Source organism: Petrotoga sp. 8T1HF07.NaAc.6.1 (genome assembly GCF_016772115.1).
Classification (GTDB): domain Bacteria; phylum Thermotogota; class Thermotogae; order Petrotogales; family Petrotogaceae; genus Petrotoga; species Petrotoga mobilis.
Genome location: NZ_AUPG01000010.1, coordinates 1 through 25509 on the forward strand (window position 1 = coordinate 1; position 25509 = coordinate 25509).

Consider the following 25509-nt stretch of genomic DNA (forward strand, 5'->3'; position numbering starts at 1 on the left):
TGAAGTGTGACCATGACTAACCACGATCCTGTCTCTATCTGGATTAAACGGATCATCTGGGAATATATTTGCCCTATTTAAAACCGATAAAAACATATCAATAGAAGACATAGACCCTGCGGGGTGACCAGAATTAGCCACAGTGGTCATCTTCAATATATCTCCTCTGGCGATAACCGACAAGTTTTTTAGTTCTTTTAAATTTTTTTTCAACGAATACACCTCCAAGGAATTTACATTCATTATTAGAAAAATCTTCGAATGATAATTGATAGTAATGTGACTAATCCACTAACAATAAGCATCGTTGTAATAGGAATATATAAAACGAAATTTTCTCTTTTTATTATTATATCTCCGGGGAGTCTACCAAGTTTTATATTAAATGCAAACATCAACCCTATTATTAAAAACAAAATACCGATTGTTATGAATACAGCTGCAATTGTTCTCATATGATCACCCGTTTTGAGAGTTACCATTGTTGAAATAGGAAAAAGGAACTTTGATTAAGATTGGTTGATTTTCTTCTATTACTTGTAGCGAGACTTCTTTCAAGAACACGTTGACCGTTACAACTCTAGCTGGCTTTCCATCGTATTCTATTGTAGAGTTCTCATTTGGCACATTTTTAAGGACTTCTTTATAAAAATCATTTTCATATTTCAAACAACAAAGAAGCTTACCACATCTACCCGAAATTTTAGCTGTGTTAATCATCATCTGTTGGGTTTTAGCTAGCTCCATCTTTATAGAAGAAAAATCTCTCAGAAATCTGCTACAACAAGCCTCTTGTCCACATAAGCCAATTGATCCAATCTTCTTTACTTCATCCCTAGCTCCTACTTGTTTAAGTTCTATTCTTGTTTTGTACCTTTTAGCTAATATCTTTACCAATTCTCTGAAATCGATTCTAACATCGGAACCAAAGTAAATTACCAATTTTGATCTATCAAAAGTAAAATCGGCATCAAGAATCCTCATTTTTAATCCTAATTCTCTAACCATCTGTTTTGCATATTGTGCAACTTCTTCGGCTAGTTTAACATTGTCTTCTACTTGTTGTTTGTCTTCGTCTGAAACCCTTCTAATAATTGAGTTGGGTTCATAGCCTATTTCTTCAAACCTCATTGTAACAGGGCCCAACACAACCCTACCAACTTCTATTCCATTTTCTGTTTGAACCAAAACATAATCAAATATATTGATTTTTTCGATTCCTATATAATTATAGTAATATATGGGACCTAACTTTTCCAATTCTACCCCATAAACTTCAGCTTCAAGATCTATCAAAAGATTTCACTCCCATTGTATTATTATTTAATGGTTCTAATAAAGCATCTTTTAATTCTAAAAAAATGGGTAAATATTTCCATTTCAAAGTTAAAGTTAGCCAATCTCATCGTAGATACCCTATTCAAATATGATATATTATCTTTAATTTGCTCTAAATTAACAATATGTTCATTTAAGCCAAAGAAATAAACTAACGAGTTGTTCCAAAAAAATTTCCATTTGGAAGAATTCAAAAATACCATCGCATCTCTCAACAAAATAGCACCTAAAGAAGATATATTACTTAAAAAAGATAAATTTTCAACATCATTTTTTATTTGAGAAATATTTTTTATTAGATAAAAGAACTCTTTATCGTCTGAATTTATTAATATATTCCACAATTTATAATATGAAAGAGAAAACTTCAGTTTGTTGTATGGCAAATCAAGAGATAATTTAAAATTGCTTATCAATTCATCGATATTGTTGGATGAAAAGTTAAGCACCCTCTCGACCTCATCTTTAACTTTAGAAACATCGGTACTTTCATCGTTCAGAAACAATAAAACCCCCAAATCATAATGTCGGAAAAAATTGAAATAAATCGCTATTTCACCATATTTGCGATTAATATTTTCAACCAAAAGTGAAGGGATCGAAAGATCATACCTTATAAAACGACTTTTTATGGTTGGTAACAAATAATTCCATCTCGTAGTAGTTCCAAATATCAAAGCATATTCTGGAGGCTCTTCGATTAATTTGAGTGCGGCATTTGCTGCTTCTATGTTCAATCTATCAATATCCTCAAAAAAAACAACCTTCACCTTTGCATAGTTAGGTTTATACATTAAAAACTCTTCCACATCCCTAACTTGCTCTATCTTAATATTTCCACCAGAAGGTTTAATAATTAATGTATCTAACTGATTGAAAGCTGAAACTGAATTTAATAATTCATCTCTAAAATTATTTAAAATAAAATTATCTTCTGCAACAAAACACATGGAACTTGCCTTAATTACTTCTATTTTCGATTGAATTTTTTCTATTGTATCATAAAAAAATGAATCACTCAAAAAAAACACCTTCCATACACCTTTTATTTGTACAAATCTAAAATCAATCCGTTTATTTCGTCAATTTTGGACGCGTACACTAAAGTATTTTTCTCTCTTTTTAAAATCATATCAGTCAATTCCATGAGTTTGCCATCAACTACTTCGGCTACCATATGTAGTTGCGGTGTTGAATTTTTAAAATCAAGATCGTTTTTTATCACATACCAATGTTTCTCCAATCTTTTAAGGAAATCTTTGATAGCATTCCTATATCCTCGTAAATTAGATTGGGTGGGAGATTTTACAAAGTTGTTTCCCAGTTTAAGAATATTGTCAATCAAACTCCTTAACTCACTTTCAGAAATTTTTATATTTGTGTCAACTAATACATCAAAAAATCCTTCTTTTTCTTTCACCTCAGAAACAGTAACATCTTGATCGTTAGATTTTTTTATCTTCTTTTTTTTCATCTCTTTATCCATTTTTTTTCCGGTAATGGGATCTATCTCCATAGTATTCCCTTCTTCAATTAAGAATTCTGAATTTCTTCTATAATCTCAAAAAGTTTCTCTCTTATCTCACTTCTCTTAAAAGTACCGAAAAGTTCCCCTTTAAGGAAAATAGCCGCTGATGAATTTTTGGTTCCAACTATGGCGATATCAGAGTGTTTAGCTTCACCAGGACCGTTAACAACACATCCCATGACCGCTACGGTAATATTTTTTTTAACCTCTTTACCTTTTAACATTTTTTTTACTTCGTAGGCTAATCCTTCAACGTCGATTTCCGTCCTTGCACAAGTCGGACAGGCTATTACTCTTACCCCTATTTTCAAGCCTAATGCTATTAGCAAATCTTTTGCCAATTCAACTTCTCTGATCGGATCCCCGCTGATGGATATTCTGATTGTATCTCCGATGTCGTTTATAAGCAAAGAACCTAAACCTGCTGATGACAATATAACTGCATCCTCAAACACACCTGCTTCAGTAACTCCTATATGAAAAGGATAAGGTATCAACCTCGAAAGATATTGATTGGCAACAAAAGTTTCTTTAGCATCAACAGATTTCACAGAGACGACAATATCGTAAAAACCTTCTTTTTCTAGCAATCGAACTTCTTTTAAAGCGCTTTCAGCCAATGCTTTATGTCTAGGTAAATCAGAAAATTCTTTAGCGATCGAACCAGAATTAGATCCGACCCTTATTGGTACGTTGTACTCTTTAGCAACTTTAACTATTTCTCGTATTTTAACATCTGAACCAATGTTGCCTGGGTTTATTCTTACTTTCGAAGCACCGGCCTTAATAGATTCTATAGCTAACCTGTAGTCAAAATGAATATCTGCAACTAAAGGCACTTGAGATTTTTTTACGATTTCACCAAAAGGTTGAATGTCATCCTTACTTCTCACTGATACCCTTACAATCTGGGCACCTGAATTTTTCAAACGTTCAATTTGTAGCATAGTCTTCTCAACATTTGCTGTATCCGTATTCGTCATACTTTGAATAACGATGGGATACTTCCCGCCAATTTTAACCCCGCCAACATCCACTACTTTTTCTGAGAACATTTAGAACACCTCATTAGAAAAATCTCATTATATCGTTATAAGTGACGAAGATCATCAAAAATATTAAGAACAAAAATCCTATCGTATTCACTATAGCCTCAACTTTTGGACTCACCCTTTTTCTAGTTATCATTTCATAAATAGAAAAAACGATTCTGCCACCGTCTAAACCAGGGATTGGAATCAAATTAAAAACTCCTAAACTGATAGTTATTAAAGCGGTTAAATTTAAAATAGCATCAAAACCAACCATTGCTGCTTGCCCTATTATGGCAGCAGCTCCAACCGGACCTGCCAATTGATCAGCGCTCAACCTTCCTGTGAATAACTGACCGAAAGATCTAAACGTTAAAGCAATCAAATTATTTGCCCATTGAATGGGGACTGTAAGAGCCTCAATCCCTTTAGGATGCCAATTTTCGTATGGAACCTCTAAAATCCCAGGCTGAACGATGAAATCTAAAAATTCTTCTTTGGGTAAATCAATATTAATTATCTGACCGTTTCTCTCTACCAGCACCTCAAGAGCATCGTCACTAAATGGCTTATACTCATTAATAATTTCTTTACCAGAAACAGCAAACATTAATTCTCCAGTATTCAATTGGGTTCGATAAATTATATTTTGCAAATCAGATCCATTATTAATTGCTACTCCGTTAATTTCAATTATTTTATCTCCCTGTTGGAAAAAATCGTTACCTTTTGCTATAACATTTGAAAAAGTAGCGTACACGATACCTGTTTCATACGTGGGGGGAAAATAAGAATATTGAGCTAACTTACCTTCAATAACGGATCCATCTTCTAACTGTATTTCTATTGGATCACCATTTTCCATTCGGCTCATTACCAAATATAAATCTTCTTCACCATTTAGTGAAACAATCTCTTTGTTTTTCAAATTGAGCGCTTCGGCGTTTTCAATATCATAAAAAGTGAAAATTGCCCTATCGTTGGTAAGCTCTGGAATCAATGTAACATTAACTTCCTCTCCGTTTCTTATAACAGTTAACTCTAACGGTTTCCCAGAAGCTATTTCCATCTCTAAAATCGAAGGGTTAAATACATACTCACCATTTGCTGTTTTAATGATATCACCGGGCTCAAGACCAGCTTGGAGAGCAACGCTGTCCCTTCCTAATCTTTCAACCATTACCTCTGGAAAACCATAAACACCAGCTATTCCAACAAAAAGAAAATAACCTAAAAGGAAAGAAAACAAGGGCCCTGCAAAAGCTATCAAAAATTTCTGGAAAGGTTTTTTGTTGTAAAACAGTGCAGGATCAGTATCAGTATAACCTTCTTCTAATACTTCCTCACCAGCCAATCTAACATAACCACCCAATGGAATGATATTGAAGCGAAATGTGGTTTCTTTACCAGGAATCTTGAATAATGCAGGCCCAAATCCAATAGAGAATTCTTCAACTCTCGTCTTAAAAATTTTCGCAAAAATAAAATGCCCAAATTCATGCACAACTACAATAACGGATATGATAATCAAAAACCAAATAATTGATAATAAAACCGTCATTCGATAACCTCCATAATATATTTTTTCGCTATATTTCTACTGATTTTATCCACTTTAAGTATATCATCAAAATCATTAAAACTCAAGTTATTTGCAAAAGAATACTGGGTTTGCACCTCATTTACCGTTTTGTATATCACACGATAAATATCTCCAAATTTAATTGTACCTTTTAAAAAACTATCCACTGCAACCTCATCTGCGGCGTTAAATGCATTTTGTAATGGGGCCTTCCCAAGAATGCTATAAGCTAATTTTAAAGCGGGGAATCTATTGAAATCTACTCTCTCAAAATATATCTTCTCTGAAAATAAATCAGGTTTTTCAAAAACAAAATTTCGTTCAGGATAAGAAATCGAAAAAGCTATTGGAATTTTCATATCTGCTACACCGTAATGCATCTTAATTACTCCGTCAGAAAATTGAACCATAGAATGAATCCTACTGTTTCTGTTGATGGCAACCTCGATATTGTTTATTTTGAATAAATGAAAAGCTTCAAATAATTCAAGAGACTTATTTACCATCGATGCAGAATCAACGGTTATTCTTTTCCCCATCGACCAAACGGGATGGTTCAATACTTCTTCCACTGAAACATTTTCAAAGATTTCAACTGGGTAATCTCTTAAAGCTCCACCGCTAGCCGTTAATATAATCTTCTCTGGAGTCGAGGTTTCACCCATCAAAAGTTGAAATATCGCACTGTGTTCGCTATCAACAGGGATTATCTCTTTTTTGAGATTGCTAGCATAATCCAAAACATAATTTCCACCACACACAATCGATTCTTTATTCGCCAAACAGACCCGCTGGGAAACTTCTAAAGCCTTTAAGGTGTTTTTAACCCCAGAAAAACCAGAAGTAGCGATCAGAGAGTAATCAGGATTACAAAACTCTATGCTCCTTTCAACAGCATCTGCGCCAGTAAAAATGCGACAACCATTAAAAGTTTTGGGCATATTTTCAATATTTTCAACTATCCCAGCACTAATCAGATCGTATTTATCTATGGCTTCTTTTAATTTATCCCAACTCTTATAAACAGATCCTCCTACTATCTTAAAATTGTCTTTAAACCACCCGCTATTTAACACTTCTATAGCCTGTTGACCAATTGATCCGGAAATTCCAGCGATGAAAATACTTTTCACATATAAACCCCTTTCTCATTTCACTATTCTAAGCACAAAATAAATTATACCATCAATTCAAATAATCATAAATTAAAAAATGTGTTAAAATAATTAAGAAATACAAAAGCGAAATATTGAATCAATTAAGAAGGTGATTAAATGAACATTGGTAATTTTCTTTTAGAAAGTTCTAATTTGTTTACAGTCTACAGATGGAACAACAATCCTGCAATTGTAAGATTTAGCGAATCCGACAACATATACAACAACCTTCTTTTAAGTATATTTGTATTCTCCGAAGAATCTAAGGAAAATTTGGTAAAAATACTTCACAACAAAATATATGAAGCAATTCCCAAAATAAGATTATCAGACATATCATTGGCTACCAAAAGCAAAATTGAAGAAAAAGGCAAAAGACTTTGGGATGAAGTGATTAACAAAACCTACAAAGAAGTAGAATCTTATTTTGATAGCGATATTAGATCAAAACTATTAATTCATTATGCCTTTGATGAAGAAATAGAAAAAAAAGTTAGAATGATAAACCTTCTCGTCGCTCAAAAAGAAGCCAGTATTAACGAAAGAGTCTTTCCTGAATATTACACTGAACCTAAAATAAAAAAACCAAAACGAAAAATAAAAAAAATGGATATACAAGGTAAAAAAGAGATAGAAGAATTAGCTAATGAATTGTTAGAAATATCAACAAGATTGGTGACTATGATAAGATGGAACAAAAATCATAGAAATATTAAAAGTTCTGTAGCTTCACATACTTTTTTCGTTTTTTTAATTTCTTATCTTTTAGCTCTAAAAGCTAATTTACAAATGAAAGAAATTTACGATATTATGATTGCTTCAATACTACATGATTTGCCTGAAGCATTTACAGGTGATGTGATAAGCCCCACTAAAAGAAAAGTACGAGGCTTAGAAGAGATAATTGGAGAAATAGAAAAAGACTTCATTAAAGACTGGTACAATGATAAAATTGCTTTGAAAGAGAAAATTAAAAAATACGAAAAATACATATATGCTCCATTCGAAAATGATTATGGAGCATACGTGAAAACTTCTGATCTAATGGCTGCACTAATAGAGTGTTCACTAGAAATAAGTACCGGAAACCAAAATAAATATTTTATCGATACCTTTAAAACTATAAAAGAGGAGATATTACACTTCTCTCCAATAGATATCAGTGAAATTATAAATGAAATAGAATCATCTATTCACCCCTAACATATTTCTTTTCGCCGTTAGGTAGTTTGAATTTAACAACGACTCCTTTTTGAGGTTTTTCATAACCTAAATATATTTTATGCACATTAGATTGATTAACTCCTGATTCTACACCTTCCGATGAAATGTGTGCTTCAAAAGGATCTTCGTTGTAGACAAAAACGGTAACTTCTAACTCTTTCATAAAATCCCTCCAATCAAAGATATTTATTAAATTCAAAACAACTTTTGAGAATCTAAAAGTAAAGTCACTGGACCATCGTTGACAATATTTACTTTCATATGAGCTTGAAACTCACCTTGTTGAACGTTTATAGGGTATTTTTCTTTAAGGTAGGAAAGAAAATTATCGTAAAGAACTTTAGCTTTCTCGGGAGTTGCCGAATCAGTGAAGGATGGTCTCCTTCCTTTTCTACAATCACCATATAAAGTGAATTGAGAGACAACGATCATATCTCCCATAATATCTAATAAAGATCTATTCATTTTATTTTGATCATCTTCAAAAATTCTAAGATTTACAATCTTATCAGCCATCCAACTAATATCTGATACTTGATCAATTTTCGAAATGCCCAAGAAAACCAGGAGACCTTTTTCTATTTGAGCAACAATGTTATCAGAAATGGTTACGGAAGCTTGTGATACTCTTTGAACCACAGCCCTCAAATTATACCCTCCTAACAGAATAAACACCTTTAGAATTTTTTAATTTATTACTCAAAATACTCAGATGCTTTAAATTCTGAACAGCTAAATATATCCTAATATTAAGATAATTAGAATTATTCGTCATTTCAAATTTTTCAATATGTCCACCTTCATTATTTATAACATTTCTAACGTTATTTAAGACATTTTTACTTTCAACATCAATCATTAATACCGTAGAAAATTTGTTTTGATTGAATTCGTTCCACTCAACATTTACCTTCTTACTATCATCAATATCCTGAATATTATTACAATCTTTTCTATGTATGCCGATGCCTCTACGGGTTATCACACCAATAATTTCATCACCTGGAACAGGCATACAACATTTAGCAAAATAACTTTCGACTCCTTCTTCACCATCAACAAGAACAGAGATCCCTTTCCTACTTGAGTTAGTTTTTTCGACCGTAGTGATCGTTTCCTCTTCTTTTTCATTGAGGGTAAAAATATTTCTAATAGTATTAATATTGATATCTTCTAAAGATAACTTAATGAAAAATTCATCGTCGCTTTTTATATTGTATTTAATATAAAATCCTATTTCTTTCAATTTCTCGAGAATTTCATCCATAGAAAAATTAAGTTTTTTAGACAGCTCTCTAAACTTGTCCTTGCCTCTTTCTATTAACTCCACTTCGTTTTTTTGCCTGTAATATTTTTTTATCTTTGATATAGTCTTGGGAGAATGAGCATATTTTAACCAATCAATACTAGGTCCTTGAAAATTCCTATTGATCAATATCTCTACTATGTCCCCAGTCTGTAATTTGTATGAAATAGGGACTAATTTACCGTTGACTTTCGCTCCAGAAAAATGATTGCCAACCTCAGTATGAATAGCAAAAGCAAAATCAATAGGTGTTGCTCCTCTTGGTAAATGAATTATTTCTCCCTTTGGTGTAAATACAAAAGTTTCTTTTGAAAGAAGATTCGTTTCGATATCTTTCAATTCAAAAGCATTTTGAGCAATATACCTATGTAATTCCATAAGATCAGTTAAAAATTTCAACTTTTCCTGACTAACACCCTCTTTATAGACCCAATGGGCAGCTAAGCCGTATTCAGCTTCTTCATGCATTTCCCAATCTCGAATTTGAATTTCCAAAGGATCTCCTTTATGGGTTATAACGGTGGTATGCAGCGATTTATAACCATTGAATTTAGGGGTTGCAATGTAATCTTTTATTCTACCTGGAACAGGGGACCAAATAGAATGAATTATTCCCAACACAGCATAACATTTATTCTGATCTTCAGTAATTATCCTAAGAGCTATGTAGTCATATATTTCATCTAAAGTTTTTCCTTTTCGAATCATCTTATCCCATATACTATATAAATGCTTAGAGCGACCTTCAACCGTCGCTTTAATTTTCTGATTATCAAGCTCTTGTTTAATAATCTGCGCGTATTCGTTCAATCGATTTTGCCCAAGTCTTATTTTTTCCTCGATTTTAGTCTTTAGATCAAAATATGTCTCAGGATACAAATACCGAAAAGACAAATCTTCCAACTCTTCCTTCATCTTATAGATACCCAATCTATGGGCAATAGGTGCGTATATTTTTAAAGTTTCGTCGGCCTTGGCAATCTGCTTTTTTCTATCGACGAATTCTAAAGTTCTCATGTTATGTAATCTATCTGCCAATTTAACGATTATGACTCTTATATCCTCGGACATAGCAAAAAGCATCTTTCTGATAGTTTCCACTTTCTCTAAAGATTTCATGTCATTTTCGTTTAGCCGCTCATTGAGCTTTAAATTGCTAATCTTAGTGACACCTGAAACTATATTAGCAACATCGATCCCAAAAAGATCTTTTATTTTATCTATTGAAACACCACAATCTTCAACTACATCGTGCAAAAGACCAGCTATAATAGTATCCACATCCATTTTTAAACCTGCGAGTATCAATCCAACACTTTTTGGATGCTCAAAAAATTCCTCACCAGAATCCCTAAATTGACCACTATGAGATGTTTCAGCCAATTCATAGGCAGTTTTTATTCTTTCTTTTTCTTTTTTAGTAAGCTTCACATTTAATAGCTTTTCTACTTCTTTCTCATAACTTTTCGATTCAATCAACATAATCAAACACCTCTTAACGATTCTTAAAAATAATTACTTAGTTTATTTAGAGACATTACAATACAATTATAGCACAAATTCTAGAAATTTAGAAAAGGATAGAAGCTTAAAAAATTTATCAAATTGTAATAGCATTTTTATTTTTAGGTTCATCAATTATGGTTAAATATCAATGAAAGTACCTCCTTAATATTTCTTAATATCACTTGATTTTACCTAAAAAAAAGATTGTTATAATAACATCGAAAACATAAATTAAGGAGGGAAATATTGTGAAGAAAGTATTATTAACGTTTGTTTTAGTTGGTATAGCTCTTTTCAGTTTTGCAGAAACACTTGTTCTAAAAGGTTCAAACACGATTTTTCCAGTAGCTCAACTTTGGATTGAAGAGTTAAAAGATATGTATCCCGATTTAACAATCACATTGGAAGGTGCTGGCTCTTCAACCGGTATTGCTGCTTTATTCAACGGAACAACAGACATTGCAAACTCAAGTAGATGGCTTAAAGATTCTGAATTAGAGCAGATGCATGAAGAAGGTAAGTACTTCATTCCCGTTGTTTTAGGATACGATGGAATAGCAGTAATAGTTAATCCGAATCTTGGAATTGATGATATCACTATAGAAGAATTGGCAAAAATTTACACTGGTGAAATCACAAGATGGAACCAATTGAGCCCTAATTTACCAGGTCAAAGAATCGTTGTATATTCAAGAAACACAGCCTCAGGAACCTATGAAACATTTGTGGAAAAAGTTTTAGAGGGTAAAAGGATGACTCCAACAGTTCAGATGTTAGAATCTACCCAAGCGGAAATACAAGCAGTTGCACAAAACATGTATGCCATAGCTTATACAGGTGTAGGTTACGTAACTGACGATGTAAAAGTTTTATCGGTTGAAGGTGTACAACCAACAAAACTGAATATTTTAAATTCTGTATATCCAATCTCAAGACCATTGTATATGTTTGTTGATGCTACAAACGGTTACCCAGAAACTGGTCCAGTTAAACAATATTTGACATTTGGACTATCAAAAAGAGGTCAAGAGTTGGTTGAACAAGCTGGTTACGTTGCAGCATACGGATTTTAAAAAGATTATCTTTTAGAAGGAGTGCTTTATTCGTGAATAGACGAGATTTAAAAAATATCGCAAATCAAAGTATAATCACAGCTGTTGCAATGGTAGGAATTTTGGCATTAATTGGTCTATTCATTTTTATCATAAGAGAATCACTTCCAGCCCTGACAGAAGTTGGGGCTGAAATTTTTACCAGTAAATATTGGTATCCAACATATGATCCACCAGAGTACGGAATGTTAGCAATGATAGTAGGTTCTTTCATACTAACAGGATTTGCCTCTATTATAGTTATACCCGTAGGGTATATAATTGCCTTTTTCTTGTATGACTATGCCACGAACAGGGAGCAAAGAATTATAAAATCAGCGATAGATTTGTTATCTGGGATCCCAACTGTTATAATAGGTTCATTCTTATTCATTTATATTTCACCTATCCTGATGAATTTCGGTGCTTGGTCAGCAGGTAACTTGCTTTTGGCAGCTATTGGATTATCAATTTTATCTCTGCCATACGCTGCATCTCTCATGCAGGAAGCATTATCATCTGTTGACATCAGTTTAAAAGAAAGCGCCTTAGCCTTAGGAGCAAGTAGGTTCACTGCCGGATTTAGAATAGTAAGCAAAGCAGCCCTATCAGGAATTTTGAATTCAATAATTCTAACTATAAATAGAATCATAGGAGAAACTATTGTTGTATTGATGGTTTCGGGTGGAGCTGCCATAATTCCTAGATCAATTTGGGATCCGGTTAGACCTTTGACCGCTACTATTGCAAGCGAGATGGGGGAAGTACCGATAGGAAGTACTCACTACTCTGCGTTGTTTACAGCGGGTTTAATTTTGTTAACGATATCTTTTATTCTTACGATGATATCTAGGAGAATAACGAGGAGTTGGAAAAGTTGAAACAGCAAACTGGAATAGATTCTATTATATCACTCATTTTCAGAATTATAAGTTATATCGCCTTTGGCATAATATTGTCAATAATCATAATAGTAATAGTAGATGGTGCAAGATATTTTACTCCTTCTTTTTTTGTAGAGTACCCCAGTCAAGGTATGACTGCAGGAGGAATTGGACCAGCTATATTGGGAAGTCTATTGATGATTTTTTTTATCCTGTTATTTTCAATACCAATAGGAGTTCTCACTGGTACATTCCTATCTGAATACGGCCAAAAATCAAGATTAGGAAGAATAATTGACGTATCCGTAACCTCGTTGTCCGGTGTTCCTTCTGTTGTCTATGGATTGTTTGGATTAGCACTCTTTTCAATAACTCTTGGATTTGGGACGTCGCTTCTTAGTGGAAGTTTAACTTTGGCGATAATGACTTTACCAGTAATATCATCATCAGTAAAAGAAGCCCTTGCCTCTCTACCAAGGGAACTAAGGGAATCAGCCTATGCATTAGGAGCAAAAAAAACTGAAACTATTTACAAAATACTATTTCCTGCAGCAAAAAATAGAATAATAACAGCAATATTAATTGGTGCAGGAAGAGTTATCGGAGAAACCGCTCCTGTCTTATTGACTGGAGCAGTTTTCTATTCAACTAAGTTACCAAACTCTTTACTCGATCCCGTTATGACTCTCCCAACTCATATATATTTTATAACCATGGCTTATGGTGAGAGTGCTCAATGGATGGCAAAAGCAACTTCTGCATTCTTAATATTACTTATTTTAGTAATATACTCTATAGCCTTTAAAATAAGAGGAGGAAAACAAAAAAGTTGAATACAGAAAAAGAAATTGTGATAGAAATCAAAAATTTTAATGGTTGGTACGATCAAAAACAAGCCTTAAAAGATATAAATATGGAAATCAAAAAGAAAAGAGTCAGCGCAATAATAGGACCTTCAGGTTGTGGAAAATCAACGTTGTTGAGAAGTATTAATAGAATCAACGATGAAATTCCAGGCTATAGAACAAGCGGAGAAATAATATTTGAGGGAAAAAATGTATACGAAAATAACATTGATTTATCAACGCTTCGAAAAAAAAATTGGAATGGTTTTTCAAAAACCTGTTCCTTTTCCGATGTCTATTTATGAAAACATTGCCTTTGGAATAAAATTACACACACCAAGAAATAGTAGAAAAATGGATGAAATCATCGAAGCAGCACTAAAAAGAGCAGCTTTATGGGAAGAAGTAAAAGACGACCTCGACAAACCAGCGAGCTCACTTTCTGGTGGACAACAACAACGTTTGTGTATTGCTAGGGCTATCGCCATTGATCCTGAAATAATCTTATTGGACGAGCCTACATCTGCCCTAGATCCTATAGCAACGCAAAAAATTGAGAATTTAATTGAACACCTGTCGGAAAATTACACTATAATCATTGTTACACATAACCTAGCTCAAGCCATTAGAATATCAGATTATATGTATTTTATGTTTCAAGGAGAGCTTATCGAATCTGGAAAAACAGAAGACATTATAAAAAACCCTAAAGAACAATTGACAGAAGATTATTTAAATGGTAGAATTAGCTAAAACTTTAATAAACAAGCAAACAAAAGAAAGTATATAAGGAAAATAGGGAGTGGAATAAATGGATTACACACATTTTGAAACTGAAATGACACGATTAACAAGCGAAATATCCAAGCTTTTAACTGTAGTTTTAAGATCCTTTGAAAATTCTATTAAATCGCTAGAAGATAAAAACCTTGAATTAGCCGAAAAAGTCTTAAAAGCGGATGATCAAATAGATGAATTAAACCGCCAAATTGAAGAATCAGTATATCAAATTGTAGCAAGGTATCGACCTTTAGCTAAGGATTTGAGATACGCAGTAACAATGATAAAGTTTGCAAACAATCTTGAAAGGATAGGAGACCTTTCATGCAATATTGCAGAAAAAACTGAAACCTATGCCCATGTTGATTTAAAGGACATTGTAAATAATAAAGAAATAAAAAAGATGTTCGGTATATCTTTAGAAATGATAAAGGACTCGTATAAAGCCTTTGGAGAAAAAAACATTCAACAAGCAGTTAAAATATGGAAAAGAGACGACGAAGTAGACGACCTAGAAAGACAAATTCGAAAAATAGCTGTGCAAAAATTGGAGGATGAATCATTCAACAAAGAACTTATCATACCTTATATATTGTTGGCTAGAGACATAGAGAGGATCGCTGATCACGCAACAAACCTTTGCGAAGAAATAGTTTACATAGAAACAGGCAAGGAAATCGAAGAGTATCTATAAATGGAGGCTTTTTCATGCCTAAAGTATTAATTGTTGAAGACGATGAAGACATAAGAGATATATTAAAAACTTATCTTCGTTTAGAAGATTTACAAATCTTCGAAGCCGGTACGTTATCACAAATGAGAAATGTTTTAAACAAAGAATCAAACATCGATATAATCTTACTAGATTTAATGCTACCCGATGGTAACGCAGTTGATGAGTTACCTAAAGTTAGGGCTTTGAATAGAGAAATAGGTATAATAATCATTTCTGCAAAAAATACAGATGGAGAAAAAATCTTGGGAATTGAATCAGGAGCAGATGACTATATCACTAAACCCTTCAATCCCAGAGAAGTTACAGCAAGGGTGAGGGCTTTATTAAAAAGACTAAAAAAATCCGAAAGTAAAATGATTTTTGGACCAATGGAAATATACTCAAACAATTATTTAGTAACTTACAAAGGTAAAAATATTGAATTGACCTCAAAAGAGTTTGAAATACTTGATCTATTAGCAAGGAATTCAGAAAAAGTTTACACCAGAGAAGAAATTATCGACAAGATTTGGTTTGGAGATGAATTTATTACAGACCGGGTCATCGACGTACATATAAGCATGATCAGATCAAAGATAGGGAAAGAATGGATAAAAACTATTAGAAACGTAGGATACAAGTTCAACAAAAACGCTTATGCAGTAGATAACAACGGTGAAAATAAAATATGAAAAATACCAATTCGTTTGATTTTCAAATATTTGACTCTTTAGAAGACGCGGTATTACAGTTAGAAAACAAAACAACTATACTTAACGCAAATACCACGGCCAAAGCTTGGGGATTAGGAGCAAATAAAGAATTATTAAACACCATAAGTTTCAATGAAATCGATCAGCTTGCAAAGCATATATTGAATAATGAGGACTTTGAAATAGAAACAAATATATATTTCTTTGAAGGATACAGCAAGTTTTGCAAACTCACATTCAAACAAAAATATCAACTTTTAATATTACAGGACAAAACAGAATTTGAATTACTAAAAAAAGTGAAAGAGGATTTCATAACTTCTGTGTCCCACGAACTCAGAACTCCCCTCACTATAGCAAAAGGAAATACTCAAATTCTCAAAGACTTCATGAAAGATAATCAATTTATAAAACAAGTTACCAAAATCGAAGAATCTCTTGACAGAATAGAAAATATAATTTCTCAACTAACTCTTCTTTCGAAAGCAGAATTTGGAGAATACGAATTAAAAAAAGAAGTAATAAATCCAAGTACACTATACAATGAAGTAGTAACTGATCTCTACGAAAAAATACAAGAAAAATCGGTAAAGCTACACTTCAACTGCCATATTCACTCCTTAAAAGGTGACAAGTTTGTACTCTACACAATCTTCAGAAATCTACTTTCCAATGCGATTAAATATCTTACGAAAATTCTGATATATACATTGATTTCCAAAATGAACAACTCATTATAAAGGATGAAGGTATAGGTATAAGAGAAGAAGAACAAAAAAGAATTTTTGAAAGATTCTATCGAGGGGTCGAGGCAAAAAATCACGCCAAAGGATCGGGGTTGGGTTTGGCGGTGGTTAAATATCTATGCGAACTAGCAAATTATAAAATAGAATTTGAATCAAAATGGATGGTAGGTACAACCTTTAAAGTCTTTTTCTACAAGTAAACTTAACTTCTAATTCCCACTCAAACAACCTTAACGAATTTATTAGCTAAATTTTTAAAATTTACATTAGGTAGTACTGCATAATGAACAGTATTTAATGAGGTTTTCATATGAAAACTACATATTCGTTCAAGTATTAAACTATAAATATATAGACCGAATTTTTTTTAAATAAAAAAAAGTATGATTTCTTAAGATATTCCTAAATAATCGCTTTTAAATGATAATAATTGAGTATAAACGCTCATAATCAAACTTGACATTTATAATAAAATGTATTTAAATTGAAAGTGAAGCAGAAATAAAATGCAAAGGGGTTTACTGATGACAAATAAAACATACAATATAGAATTAGTTAAAGAGCGAAACAGGACTGTTGTTCTAGAATTATTGAATTCTAAAGGGACAAGCACAAGATCAGAAATATCAGACATAACAGGGCTTACAAACGCAACTATAACAAATATAGTCAACGAATTAATTTCCAAGGATTTAGTAGAAGAAGTTGGCACTGTAGATGGCAAATTAGGTAGAAAAAGAAAACTTATAAAAATCAAAGAAGACGCTTTTTATGTTATAGGTATTGAATTCGGGGTAAATATAGTACGTACAGGAATATTCAATATTAAGGGTAAAAAAATTAATAGTATTGAAAAAGAAATAAATTCATATGGAAGACCAACCGATGTTTTAAAAAACCTAATTTTAATAATTGATGAATTGATCAATAACTCCAAAGTCGACTTCTACAAGATTAAAGGGATGGGTATTGCTATGCCGGGTTTGATAGACAGTGAAAAAAGGATTTTACGATCAGTTCATCCTTTCCCATTACTAAAAGAATACCCGCTAGTTGAGCAGCTTGAAGAACACTATGAAAAAACAATTTGGTTAGAAAATGATGCAAATGGTGCCGTTTTAGGTGAAAAGTGGTTTGGACATGGAAAAAAATTTAACAATTATGTTTTTATTGTAGGTGATTCCGGAATCGGCGCAGGAATTATCATAAACGGAAAGTTATATTCGGGAACTTCTAATTCTGCTGGAGAAATAGGCCATACAGTCATAACTAAAGATTTAATTCCTTTGGAAAGTTTCGGAGGTTTATCAAGGTTAGCAGATGAATTTAACTTACCATTAGAGATAATTTTAAATGAATCAAAAAAGTCTGATGAAATTAAAAAAGCAATTGATGAAATCAGTAAATTTTTAGCTTTGGGAATAGTGAACCTGGTAAATACGATTGATCCCGAAGCAGTAATTTTAGGAGGGAGAATTTTAAAAGTAGGCAACTCTGTAATCAGAGAAATAAAAAAAATAGTTGAACAATACACCTTTTCCAATGAAATACCAGAAATTTTAGTCGCAACAAAGAAAGAAGATGCTATTTTGTCAGGTGCAGCCTCAATTGCGATCGAACACATCGTATCTTCTCCATATGAATTTTTGCTAAACAATGCCAAAAACATATCTTACAACAAACCCAAATAAAAAAGAAAGTTTTAGAGCTTCCAAATAAATTGTGAATTCTCAAAAAGGAGGTAGCGTAAGATGAGAAAATTAGTAGGTTTAGTACTTCTAAGTGTATTAAGTTTCACAATGATCTTTGCCCAAAGCGGGCAGGTAGAGATATTCAGTTGGTGGACAGGTGGAGGAGAAGAAGAGGCTCTTTTAGCAACTATTGAGGATTTCAATGAACTATATCCAAACATTGAAGTAATTAACGCAACTGTTGCCGGTGGTGCAGGGACTAACGCCAAAGCGGTATTGAAAACAAGAACCCTTGGTGGTAACCCACCAGATACATTCCAAGTACATGCTGGTTGGGAGCTAACAGATACATACGTAATACCTGGACTCATGGAACCTTTAACAGACTATCTCAAATCTTGGGGAGTATACGATAAATTTCCAAAAGGTCTAATAGACATTGTAAGTTATCAGGGTGAAGTATATTCCATTCCTCTGACTATCCATCGAAGTAACGTAATCTTCTATAACAAGAAATTATTCAACGAAATAGGTTTGACAAAAGAGCCAGAAACTTGGATGGAATTCATAGACGCATTAGAAAAAGCAAAAGCTGCAGGTTATACCCCACTTGCTTTGGGAGATAAAAACAAGTGGGAAGCCGGTCAAATTGCGGAAAATCTCATGGTAGCCGAATTTGGAGCCGTTAATTACAACGCATTATTCAACGGTGAACTATCGTTCAACGACAAAAGGCTTGACAGTGCATTAGAGAAAATGGTTCAACTTATGAACTACGTGAACGTAGACCATGCAGCTTTGGAATGGCAAGATGCTGCAAGGCTATTGTATGAAGACAAAGCTGTTTTCAACTTAATGGGTGACTGGGCGGAAGGTTACTACAAAACCTTAGGTTGGACACCAGGAGAAGACTTTGGATGGTTTGAACTGCCTGGTACGCAAGCGGTATTTGTACTAGTATCTGATACCTTCGGATTACCAAAGAATGCCCCACATAGACAAAATGCACTAATCTTTTTGGAATATTTGGCTTCCACAAGGGCTCAATCATTGTTTAACCCAATCAAAGGTTCTATCCCAGCAAGAATTGATGCAGATCCAGGAGATGATCCATATCTAATAGAAACAGCTGAAGATTTCAGAACTCTCATCATATCACCATCCATCGTTCACGGATCCGCTGCGCCCGAAGCATTTGTCACATCATTTAACGATGCCATCAACAATTTAGTAACTACTAAAAATGTTAACCAAGCAAAACAAATGATATTATGGGCTGCTGAAGACGTAAATCTACTCACAGATTAACATTAAGATAACTTAATCTCGGCCCTTTATGGGGCCGAGATTTTCAATATACCTCAATCGATAAGGAGAGATAGATATGTCCGTTCAAAAGAAAAAAGCAAGAGCAGGATTCCTTATAATTCTCCCTTCTTTAGCATTCATAGGAATATTTGTATATTATTTCATATTTTTAACTCTAAGAACATCAACATCCAACTGGAATAGTTTCTCCTCATTATTAAGTGGGGAATACAAGTTTGTAGGGCTTAGAAATTATCAAAGGTTATTCATGGATCCCAGATTTCAAACAGATTTATGGAATACATTATTCTTTACCCTATTTTTTCTTGCTGGTTGTATTATACTCGGTATATTTTTAGCCAATATTATTGACAAAAAATTGAAAGGATCAAGTTTTTTTCAAAACCTCTTTTTATTCCCAATGGCAATTTCATTTGTCGTAACAGGAACTGTTTGGGGTTGGATATTCGCTCCGGGGAACATACCAACTTCCCCACAGGGAATTAACTTATTACTTGAAAACCTTGGATGGTCAAACTTACAATGGATGTGGTACACGAGTACTCAATCAATAGGAAAATTCAATTTAGCGTTGATACCAGTGGTAATAGCAGCAACCTGGCAGATGTCAGGATACGTAATGGCAATGTATTTAGCTGGGCTTAGAGCTATCCCTGAAGAGATGATAGAAGCAGCACAAGTAGACGGTGCAACAGGTACTCAATTATTTTGGAGAATAAAGATGCCTATGCTTAGACCAATTACACTTAGTGCAATGATAGTAATAGGACACATGTCCTTAAAGATATTTGATTTAATATACGCTATGACTGGAAGTGGGCCTAACAACGTTACCGATATGCCTGCTGTTTACATGTTTGAACAGATGTTCAGATCAAACAGATATGCAGTAGCATCAGCTATTGCAATAATAATGTTGGTAATGGTAGCAGCGGTTATAGTACCATATCTTTATAGCTCTTTTAGGGGGGAGAGATGATGGCAGAAAAAACAAATAAAACTTCGCTTACAATCTATTACATTATATTGACTTTATTCACAATATTTTACGTGTTGCCGTTTTATGTAACTCTAAGCACCTCTTTTAAACCGTTTGAAGAAGTCTCTATATCAAACATGTGGAAACTTCCAACTAAGATTTCTTTTGAAGGTTTCAAAGAGGCGTTTGCAAAGTTAGGGCCGAATCTAAAAAACAGTTTTTATCTTACAATACCAGCAACACTAATATCTGCAATGATTGGTTCTATAAATGGCTTTGCCCTTTCAAAATTAAGATTCAAATATTCAAATATTATTTTTGCACTCATACTATTTGGCATGTTCATACCTTATCAGAGCGTATTATTTCCACTGATACAATTCTTTCAAGCAATAGGTTTATATGGAACAATACCAGCATTAATAATAACCCATGTTATATACGGAATACCGATCACAACATTAATGTTTAAAAATTACTATGAGGAAATCCCAAACGAATTAGTAGAAGCATCATCTGTGGATGGAGCAAACATATGGCAATCCTATACAAAGATTCTTTTACCTATATCTATACCTGGTTTCGTAGTTGTTATAATATGGCAGTTCACTAACATATGGAATGAATTCTTATTTGCAGTAACGATAACTAGTGACCCAACGAAACAGCCCATAACGGTGGCGTTAGTCAATTTGGCTGGCAGTCAGGTCGTTCAATGGAATGTTCAAATGGCAGGAGCTTTAATAGCTGCCCTTCCTACACTCATCGTTTACATGATATTGGGAAGGTATTTTGTAAGAGGTTTGCTCGCCGGTTCAGTCAAAGGATAAAATAAACCCGCCTAATTATAGATGGCGGGTATTTTTTCACTTTCCTAAATTTGTTTTTTTTAATATGAAAAACAAAAGATCGTTCAAGTATTAAAGCATATTTTTTAAAAAATATCTCTCAAATCTTTAAACAATTTTATAAGTGCATTTATAATGACGAAAAATTCCAGACGCCCTAAATACATTCCTAATGTTTGAGTCCAAATCACTCCTACGGGAGCTTGATTAGAAGTAATACCTGTAGAAAGTCCAACAGCAGATAAAGTCGAAGCATACTCAAACAACGCGTTATGAAGGGGATACCCATAAGCCAACAATATAAAAACGCCAATAAAATAAGTGATAAAATACATTGTAAAGACTACTAACACATTTTTTATTGAGTTAAGATCAATTTTCTTTCTTGATACCCCTTTATATACTTCTATGTAAAAAGTGGTTCCAGAGGGTTTAAAAAATTCTTTGATCTGGTTAATTATCAATTTGAAAGCGATATATACCCTGAATAATTTTAAACCGCCTGATGTGGAATCCATCATTCCGCCTAAGATCATCAATATTGTCAAAATTAACAATCCGAAATAATTCCAGTTTGAAAAAGCTACGGTTGAAAAACCCGTACCTGTTAAAGCTGAAATACTCTGAAACGCAGAATGAACTAAACCATTTCCAACTCCGTAAATTTCAACTGTTGTAAAAGCAAAAAGCAGCAAAAAGGAAATAACTAAAATTATGAACATGGTCTTAATTTCGGGATTTTTTAAAAAAGGCTCAGATTTAATTTTTTCTCTTAATTCAAGTAAAGAAATTTTTTTGGACCGATAGTCTCTGCGATTCCTAATAAAATTTCTAATCATTAATAAACCAGCATAATGGACTCCAAACCCGGTTCCGCCCATAATCATAAGCAACATGATAATTATTTCTACCTTCAAGCTACCAAAAGAACCTATACTAAAATTTTTTGTAGAAAATCCTCCTGTAGCCAAGCCGGTTAATGTATGGTTAAAGGCGTCAAAAAAAGAGAGTTTTCCTACAAACATCAAAAGCAAAACACCTATAACCGCCCAACTTAAATAGATTCTAAGAATAATCCTAGCTGATTCCCTCAAATTTGGAACTAAATTATCACTTCTTCCTTCTGCTTGATATATGCCAACCCCCATAGTACCAGCTATGATTACAGTAATTATAGCAAAACCAGCTCCACCAATAAATTGCATCACCGAGCGCCATATTAAAATAGACCGGGGTAGTACTTCCACATCAGAAAACATCGAAAGCCCCGTCGTTGTCCAGCCACTTGTGGATTCGAAAACCGCTTGTGAAAAATTCAATTCACCAGAAAAAATAAAAGGCAGAGAAGAAAGGAATATTGCGAGTGTCCAAACAAAAAAAACTGTGACGACAGCATCCTGTGTATTTAATTCTTTTCTTTTTTCTCCACTTCCAATGAAGCGAAACATTCCACCGCTAAGAAAGGACAATATCCCAGTAATCAAAAATGGTAGAAAATCTTTAAATGAATCATAAATAAAAGCCGTAGAACCCACTAAAAGTATCAAAACTGAAAGACCTATTATAATATTTCCTGTATTTCTAAAAATAGCTTTATACCTTAATTTTAAAAAATATGTGTAAGAAGGCACTTGATCACCTCTATTTTAACGTTTCTATAACATTGTCAGCTTGTTCTTTTAAAGCCAGAACGATCAATCTATCTCCTTTATAAATAATTGTTTCACCTTGAGGAACCATTATATCTCCGTCTTCTCTTATCAAAACTCCAATTATTGAATTCTGAGGTATATTTAATTCCTTCAGTTTTTTATTTACCGCTTTATCATCTTCAAGTATAGTGAGTTCCAGAATGGATAACTTTTCCACATAGGGATTGAAAAAATCGGTAATATCTTCATGAATCAAAGAAGATTCTATTATTTTTTGCATCCAAGAAATTGGAACTAGTGTTTCGACATTAATACCTTTGAAAATAGTTTCGTTTTCTGTTGCATTGACTAGAGAGATTATCTTTATATCTTCATAATATTCTCTCAGCAGCCAAGATACAACAAAATTCAATGCGTCATCCTCAGAGATTATTATTAAGGCTTCTACTTTTTTATTTAGATCCAAATTTTCTATCCATTTGATATCGGTGGGATCTTGCTTGACGAGCTCAAGAGCCGGAAAATTTACCTTTAATCCATCTAAAATCTCCAAATTTTCCTTATTTTGACTCACATAGTAAACCTGATTACCCAATAAGAGTAATTTTTTAGCTAAAGAATAGGCTAATATCTTTCCCTCTATGATATAAAAAATTCTACTCATACTTAACTACTTCCTTCTCCAATTCCTCAACTAAATCCATTACTGAATCCTCAATGGGACAAAATAAATTCAATCCTGCCTTAATAAAAATTGATTTTTTTAAAGGGTCGTTCACCCTTGCGGCTATTCTTACTCCCGAATTTAATTTTTTAATTCCATAAGCCAACATAAAATTTAAATTGTCATCGGGAGTGACAATATAAACCATGTGAGCTTTTTCAATATTCACATCCTTTAATGCAGCCATATCACTTGTGTCAATCACTCTTGTGAAACCAGTAAAATTTCTTTTCGATAATCTTTCAAAAGAGGATTCTTCTTTATCAAGAACCACAACATTATAAGATTTACTCAACTGTAAAGCTAGTTCAGACCCTAATCTTCCACAACCTATTATGATAATTAGTTTGGAACCATTTAATCGCATATATCCTCACTTCCAAAAAATATTATTGAAATATACAATTTATTAGCTCACTACCGTCCATCAAAGGATATATTCTCTAAGATCTTCATCACCATATACTTTACCAAGTCTTAGATCTACATAATTGCTATCAATTTTCAATTCCCATTCTCCTGATGCGGGGGCTTCAAAAGAAACCTCTTCAAGAACTTTTTCGACTACAGTGTAAAGTCTTCTTGCTCCAATATTTTCGACTTTTTCATTGAGCTCAAAGGCAATATTTGCCATTCTTTCAACGCCATCTTCAGTGAACTCAATTCTCACCCCATCGGTTTCGAGTAAGTACTGATACTGTTTTAATATTGCATTCTTTGGCTGGGTTAGTATTCTAATAAAGTCTTCTTTAGTCAAATCTGATAATTCTGCTCTGATAGGGAATCTACCCTGCAGCTCAGGAATCAGATCCGAAGGTTTAGCTTCACTGAATGCACCAGCAGCAATAAACAATATATAATCAGTACTAATGGAACCATACTTTGTCATGACGGTTGTACCTTCAACTATCGGCAACAAATCTCTTTGAACACCTTCTCTGGATACATCGGGTCCTGAAGAAACACCTTTGGATGTAATTTTATCTATCTCATCAATGAAAATTATGCCTCTATTTTCGGCTCTACTTACACCTTCTTGAATTAATTTATCTTGATCGATCAACTTTTCGGACTCGATAGGTTCCAAAACCTTCCTCGCTTCAGAAATCTTCATTCGCCTTCTTTTTTTCTTCTTAGGCATAAGATTTTGAAACATTTCTCCAAATTGTATACCCATGTCTTCTAATTCTGGTCCTAATCCAGCAAACATTGGGGAAGATTGTTCCTCGACTTCTACTTCTATTTCTACATCCTCTAATTCTCCCTTTCTTAATTTTTCCAATAATTCCTCTCTTCTTCTTCTTATATTTTCGTCTTCATTTTCATCGTAGTCCTTATTTTGGGAATATTCAGCGTTTTGATTGAAAAGTTGCATCACATCCATAAATGAGGGCTGAGCTTTTGCTCTTTTCTTTGAAGGCACGAGTACTTCTACTATTCTTTCTTCTACGAGCCTTTGAGCTTTATCTTTAACTTCTTCCATCATTTCTTTTTTAACCATATTGACTGAAGAATCAACCAATTCTCTGACCATACTTTCTACATTCTTTCCAACATATCCAACTTCGGTAAACCTTGTAGCTTCAACCTTCACAAATGGTGCATTGGCAACCTCTGCTAATCTTCTAGCAATCTCAGTCTTTCCAACACCGGTAGAACCTATCATCAGAATATTTTTTGGTATAACATCTTTTCTAACATCTTCTGATAGAGACAACCGTCTAATTCTATTTCTCAAAGCGATAGCAACTTGTTTCTTTGCTTCCTTTTGACCGATTATATAGTTATCCAATTTTTCTACAACTTTTTTTGGAGTTAATTCATCTATTTTATTCATAAA

Annotated in this window: 26 protein-coding genes and 2 pseudogenes; 13 read left to right on the plus strand and 15 right to left on the minus strand. The window is 33.3% G+C overall.

The features are described from left to right. The 8 genes and pseudogenes from NAAC61_RS07525 to dxr form a co-directional block, all read right to left on the minus strand. A pseudogene (locus NAAC61_RS07525) lies at positions 1-243 on the minus strand (hypothetical protein); the annotation flags it as partial. Between the two features lie 2 nt (positions 244-245). Further along, positions 246-455: a DUF2905 domain-containing protein gene (locus NAAC61_RS07530; RefSeq protein ID WP_121515455.1), complete on the minus strand. Its 210-nt coding sequence runs from the start codon at positions 453-455 to the stop codon at positions 246-248. A gap of 4 nt (positions 456-459) precedes the next feature. Further along, positions 460-1296, minus strand: coding sequence for a PSP1 domain-containing protein (locus NAAC61_RS07535; protein WP_202695613.1), 837 nt, complete (start codon positions 1294-1296; stop codon positions 460-462). 23 nt (positions 1297-1319) lie between these two features. After that, positions 1320-2360: a hypothetical protein gene (locus NAAC61_RS07540; protein ID WP_147429920.1), complete on the minus strand. Its 1041-nt coding sequence runs from the start codon at positions 2358-2360 to the stop codon at positions 1320-1322. 23 nt (positions 2361-2383) lie between these two features. Continuing rightward, positions 2384-2854 (minus strand): YaaR family protein, encoded by a 471-nt coding sequence (locus NAAC61_RS07545; protein WP_012209726.1) that lies wholly within the window; start codon positions 2852-2854, stop codon positions 2384-2386. A 17-nt stretch (positions 2855-2871) separates the two neighbouring features. Continuing rightward, complete coding sequence (gene ispG / locus NAAC61_RS07550; protein ID WP_121567189.1) at positions 2872-3921, minus strand: flavodoxin-dependent (E)-4-hydroxy-3-methylbut-2-enyl-diphosphate synthase; 1050 nt, start codon at positions 3919-3921, stop codon at positions 2872-2874. A 13-nt stretch (positions 3922-3934) separates the two neighbouring features. Continuing rightward, positions 3935-5458: a site-2 protease family protein gene (locus NAAC61_RS07555; protein ID WP_121567190.1), complete on the minus strand. Its 1524-nt coding sequence runs from the start codon at positions 5456-5458 to the stop codon at positions 3935-3937. Further along, a complete protein-coding gene (gene dxr / locus NAAC61_RS11230; RefSeq protein WP_202695614.1) occupies positions 5455-6612 on the minus strand; it encodes a 1-deoxy-D-xylulose-5-phosphate reductoisomerase in 1158 nt (385 codons plus the stop codon). Before dxr ends, NAAC61_RS07555 begins: the two co-directional genes overlap by 4 nt. 141 nt (positions 6613-6753) lie before the next feature. Between dxr and NAAC61_RS07565 the strand changes: the two genes are divergently transcribed. Beyond that, entirely contained in the window at positions 6754-7839 is a 1086-nt protein-coding gene (locus NAAC61_RS07565) for a YfbR-like 5'-deoxynucleotidase (RefSeq protein WP_202695615.1), read from the plus strand. Here the strand turns inward: NAAC61_RS07565 and NAAC61_RS07570 are convergent. From NAAC61_RS07570 to NAAC61_RS07580, 3 genes are read right to left on the minus strand one after another with little or no spacing between them, the layout of a single operon-like run. Then, positions 7826-8023: a hypothetical protein gene (locus tag NAAC61_RS07570; RefSeq protein WP_103899214.1), complete on the minus strand. Its 198-nt coding sequence runs from the start codon at positions 8021-8023 to the stop codon at positions 7826-7828. The genes NAAC61_RS07565 and NAAC61_RS07570 overlap by 14 nt on opposite strands. Positions 8024-8055: 32 nt before the next feature. Then, entirely contained in the window at positions 8056-8508 is a 453-nt protein-coding gene (gene dtd / locus NAAC61_RS07575; protein ID WP_012209718.1) for a D-aminoacyl-tRNA deacylase, read from the minus strand. A gap of 1 nt (position 8509) precedes the next feature. Beyond that, complete coding sequence (locus NAAC61_RS07580; RefSeq protein WP_202695616.1) at positions 8510-10648, minus strand: RelA/SpoT family protein; 2139 nt, start codon at positions 10646-10648, stop codon at positions 8510-8512. Positions 10649-10920: 272 nt separating this feature from the next. Here NAAC61_RS07580 and NAAC61_RS07585 point away from each other — a divergent pair, with 272 nt between their 5' ends. The 12 genes and pseudogenes from NAAC61_RS07585 (at position 10921) to NAAC61_RS07635 (ending at position 21275) form a co-directional block, all read left to right on the plus strand. After that, entirely contained in the window at positions 10921-11745 is an 825-nt protein-coding gene (locus NAAC61_RS07585; RefSeq protein WP_012209716.1) for a phosphate ABC transporter substrate-binding protein PstS family protein, read from the plus strand. Positions 11746-11816: 71 nt separating this feature from the next. Next, positions 11817-12644 (plus strand): phosphate ABC transporter permease subunit PstC, encoded by an 828-nt coding sequence (gene pstC, locus NAAC61_RS07590; RefSeq protein WP_369973671.1) that lies wholly within the window; start codon positions 11817-11819, stop codon positions 12642-12644. After that, a complete protein-coding gene (gene pstA / locus NAAC61_RS07595) occupies positions 12632-13480 on the plus strand; it encodes a phosphate ABC transporter permease PstA (RefSeq protein WP_012209714.1) in 849 nt (282 codons plus the stop codon). Before pstC ends, pstA begins: the two co-directional genes overlap by 13 nt. Beyond that, positions 13477-14245, plus strand: a pseudogene (gene pstB / locus NAAC61_RS07600) (phosphate ABC transporter ATP-binding protein PstB). Before pstA ends, pstB begins: the two are co-directional and overlap by 4 nt. Positions 14246-14303: 58 nt before the next feature. Beyond that, complete coding sequence (gene phoU, locus NAAC61_RS07605; RefSeq protein WP_012209712.1) at positions 14304-14966, plus strand: phosphate signaling complex protein PhoU; 663 nt, start codon at positions 14304-14306, stop codon at positions 14964-14966. A gap of 14 nt (positions 14967-14980) precedes the next feature. After that, the gene (locus NAAC61_RS07610) at positions 14981-15679 is read left to right on the plus strand and encodes a response regulator transcription factor (RefSeq protein WP_012209711.1); all 699 of its coding nucleotides are present in this window, start codon (positions 14981-14983) and stop codon (positions 15677-15679) included. Continuing rightward, a complete protein-coding gene (locus NAAC61_RS07615; RefSeq protein WP_237729827.1) occupies positions 15676-16440 on the plus strand; it encodes a sensor histidine kinase in 765 nt (254 codons plus the stop codon). The genes NAAC61_RS07610 and NAAC61_RS07615 overlap by 4 nt, the downstream gene beginning before the upstream one ends. Positions 16441-16457: 17 nt before the next feature. Beyond that, positions 16458-16646: an ATP-binding protein gene (locus NAAC61_RS10780; protein ID WP_337919954.1), complete on the plus strand. Its 189-nt coding sequence runs from the start codon at positions 16458-16460 to the stop codon at positions 16644-16646. A gap of 324 nt (positions 16647-16970) precedes the next feature. After that, the gene (locus NAAC61_RS07620) at positions 16971-18137 is read left to right on the plus strand and encodes an ROK family transcriptional regulator (protein WP_202695617.1); all 1167 of its coding nucleotides are present in this window, start codon (positions 16971-16973) and stop codon (positions 18135-18137) included. A 60-nt stretch (positions 18138-18197) separates the two neighbouring features. Then, positions 18198-19445: an ABC transporter substrate-binding protein gene (locus NAAC61_RS07625; RefSeq protein WP_012209708.1), complete on the plus strand. Its 1248-nt coding sequence runs from the start codon at positions 18198-18200 to the stop codon at positions 19443-19445. A 76-nt stretch (positions 19446-19521) separates the two neighbouring features. After that, a complete protein-coding gene (locus NAAC61_RS07630; protein WP_012209707.1) occupies positions 19522-20445 on the plus strand; it encodes a carbohydrate ABC transporter permease in 924 nt (307 codons plus the stop codon). Beyond that, positions 20442-21275: a carbohydrate ABC transporter permease gene (locus tag NAAC61_RS07635; RefSeq protein WP_202695618.1), complete on the plus strand. Its 834-nt coding sequence runs from the start codon at positions 20442-20444 to the stop codon at positions 21273-21275. Before NAAC61_RS07630 ends, NAAC61_RS07635 begins: the two co-directional genes overlap by 4 nt. 104 nt (positions 21276-21379) lie before the next feature. On the opposite strand, the gene NAAC61_RS07640 is transcribed toward NAAC61_RS07635, so the two are convergent. The 4 genes from NAAC61_RS07640 to hslU are packed head-to-tail and all read right to left on the minus strand — an operon-like array spanning position 21380 to position 25506. Beyond that, positions 21380-22924, minus strand: a complete 1545-nt coding sequence (locus tag NAAC61_RS07640; RefSeq protein ID WP_012209705.1) for a TrkH family potassium uptake protein — start codon at positions 22922-22924, stop codon at positions 21380-21382. A 10-nt stretch (positions 22925-22934) separates the two neighbouring features. Next, positions 22935-23609, minus strand: a complete 675-nt coding sequence (locus tag NAAC61_RS07645; protein WP_121515467.1) for a potassium channel family protein — start codon at positions 23607-23609, stop codon at positions 22935-22937. Continuing rightward, complete coding sequence (locus NAAC61_RS07650) at positions 23602-24036, minus strand: NAD(P)-binding protein (RefSeq protein WP_103064811.1); 435 nt, start codon at positions 24034-24036, stop codon at positions 23602-23604. Before NAAC61_RS07650 ends, NAAC61_RS07645 begins: the two co-directional genes overlap by 8 nt. Positions 24037-24096: 60 nt before the next feature. Then, complete coding sequence (gene hslU, locus NAAC61_RS07655; protein WP_121515468.1) at positions 24097-25506, minus strand: ATP-dependent protease ATPase subunit HslU; 1410 nt, start codon at positions 25504-25506, stop codon at positions 24097-24099. Between the last annotated feature and the right edge of the window lie 3 nt (positions 25507-25509).

What these genes read in the sequence shown, in the direction of transcription:
- NAAC61_RS07530 (WP_121515455.1), bottom strand. Translation starts at nt 455, where the DNA reads ATGAGAACAATTGCAGCTGTATTCATAACAATCGGTATTTTGTTTTTA.
- NAAC61_RS07545 (WP_012209726.1), bottom strand. Translation starts at nt 2,854, where the DNA reads ATGGAGATAGATCCCATTACCGGAAAAAAAATGGATAAAGAGATGAAA.
- ispG (WP_121567189.1), bottom strand. Translation starts at nt 3,921, where the DNA reads ATGTTCTCAGAAAAAGTAGTGGATGTTGGCGGGGTTAAAATTGGCGGG.
- NAAC61_RS07555 (WP_121567190.1), bottom strand. Translation starts at nt 5,458, where the DNA reads ATGACGGTTTTATTATCAATTATTTGGTTTTTGATTATCATATCCGTT.
- NAAC61_RS07565 (WP_202695615.1), top strand. Translation starts at nt 6,754, where the DNA reads ATGAACATTGGTAATTTTCTTTTAGAAAGTTCTAATTTGTTTACAGTC.
- NAAC61_RS07570 (WP_103899214.1), bottom strand. Translation starts at nt 8,023, where the DNA reads ATGAAAGAGTTAGAAGTTACCGTTTTTGTCTACAACGAAGATCCTTTT.
- NAAC61_RS07580 (WP_202695616.1), bottom strand. Translation starts at nt 10,648, where the DNA reads ATGTTGATTGAATCGAAAAGTTATGAGAAAGAAGTAGAAAAGCTATTA.
- phoU (WP_012209712.1), top strand. Translation starts at nt 14,304, where the DNA reads ATGGATTACACACATTTTGAAACTGAAATGACACGATTAACAAGCGAA.
- NAAC61_RS07610 (WP_012209711.1), top strand. Translation starts at nt 14,981, where the DNA reads ATGCCTAAAGTATTAATTGTTGAAGACGATGAAGACATAAGAGATATA.
- NAAC61_RS07615 (WP_237729827.1), top strand. Translation starts at nt 15,676, where the DNA reads ATGAAAAATACCAATTCGTTTGATTTTCAAATATTTGACTCTTTAGAA.
- NAAC61_RS07620 (WP_202695617.1), top strand. Translation starts at nt 16,971, where the DNA reads ATGACAAATAAAACATACAATATAGAATTAGTTAAAGAGCGAAACAGG.
- NAAC61_RS07625 (WP_012209708.1), top strand. Translation starts at nt 18,198, where the DNA reads ATGAGAAAATTAGTAGGTTTAGTACTTCTAAGTGTATTAAGTTTCACA.
- NAAC61_RS07630 (WP_012209707.1), top strand. Translation starts at nt 19,522, where the DNA reads ATGTCCGTTCAAAAGAAAAAAGCAAGAGCAGGATTCCTTATAATTCTC.
- NAAC61_RS07635 (WP_202695618.1), top strand. Translation starts at nt 20,442, where the DNA reads ATGATGGCAGAAAAAACAAATAAAACTTCGCTTACAATCTATTACATT.
- NAAC61_RS07645 (WP_121515467.1), bottom strand. Translation starts at nt 23,609, where the DNA reads ATGAGTAGAATTTTTTATATCATAGAGGGAAAGATATTAGCCTATTCT.
- NAAC61_RS07650 (WP_103064811.1), bottom strand. Translation starts at nt 24,036, where the DNA reads ATGCGATTAAATGGTTCCAAACTAATTATCATAATAGGTTGTGGAAGA.
- hslU (WP_121515468.1), bottom strand. Translation starts at nt 25,506, where the DNA reads ATGAATAAAATAGATGAATTAACTCCAAAAAAAGTTGTAGAAAAATTG.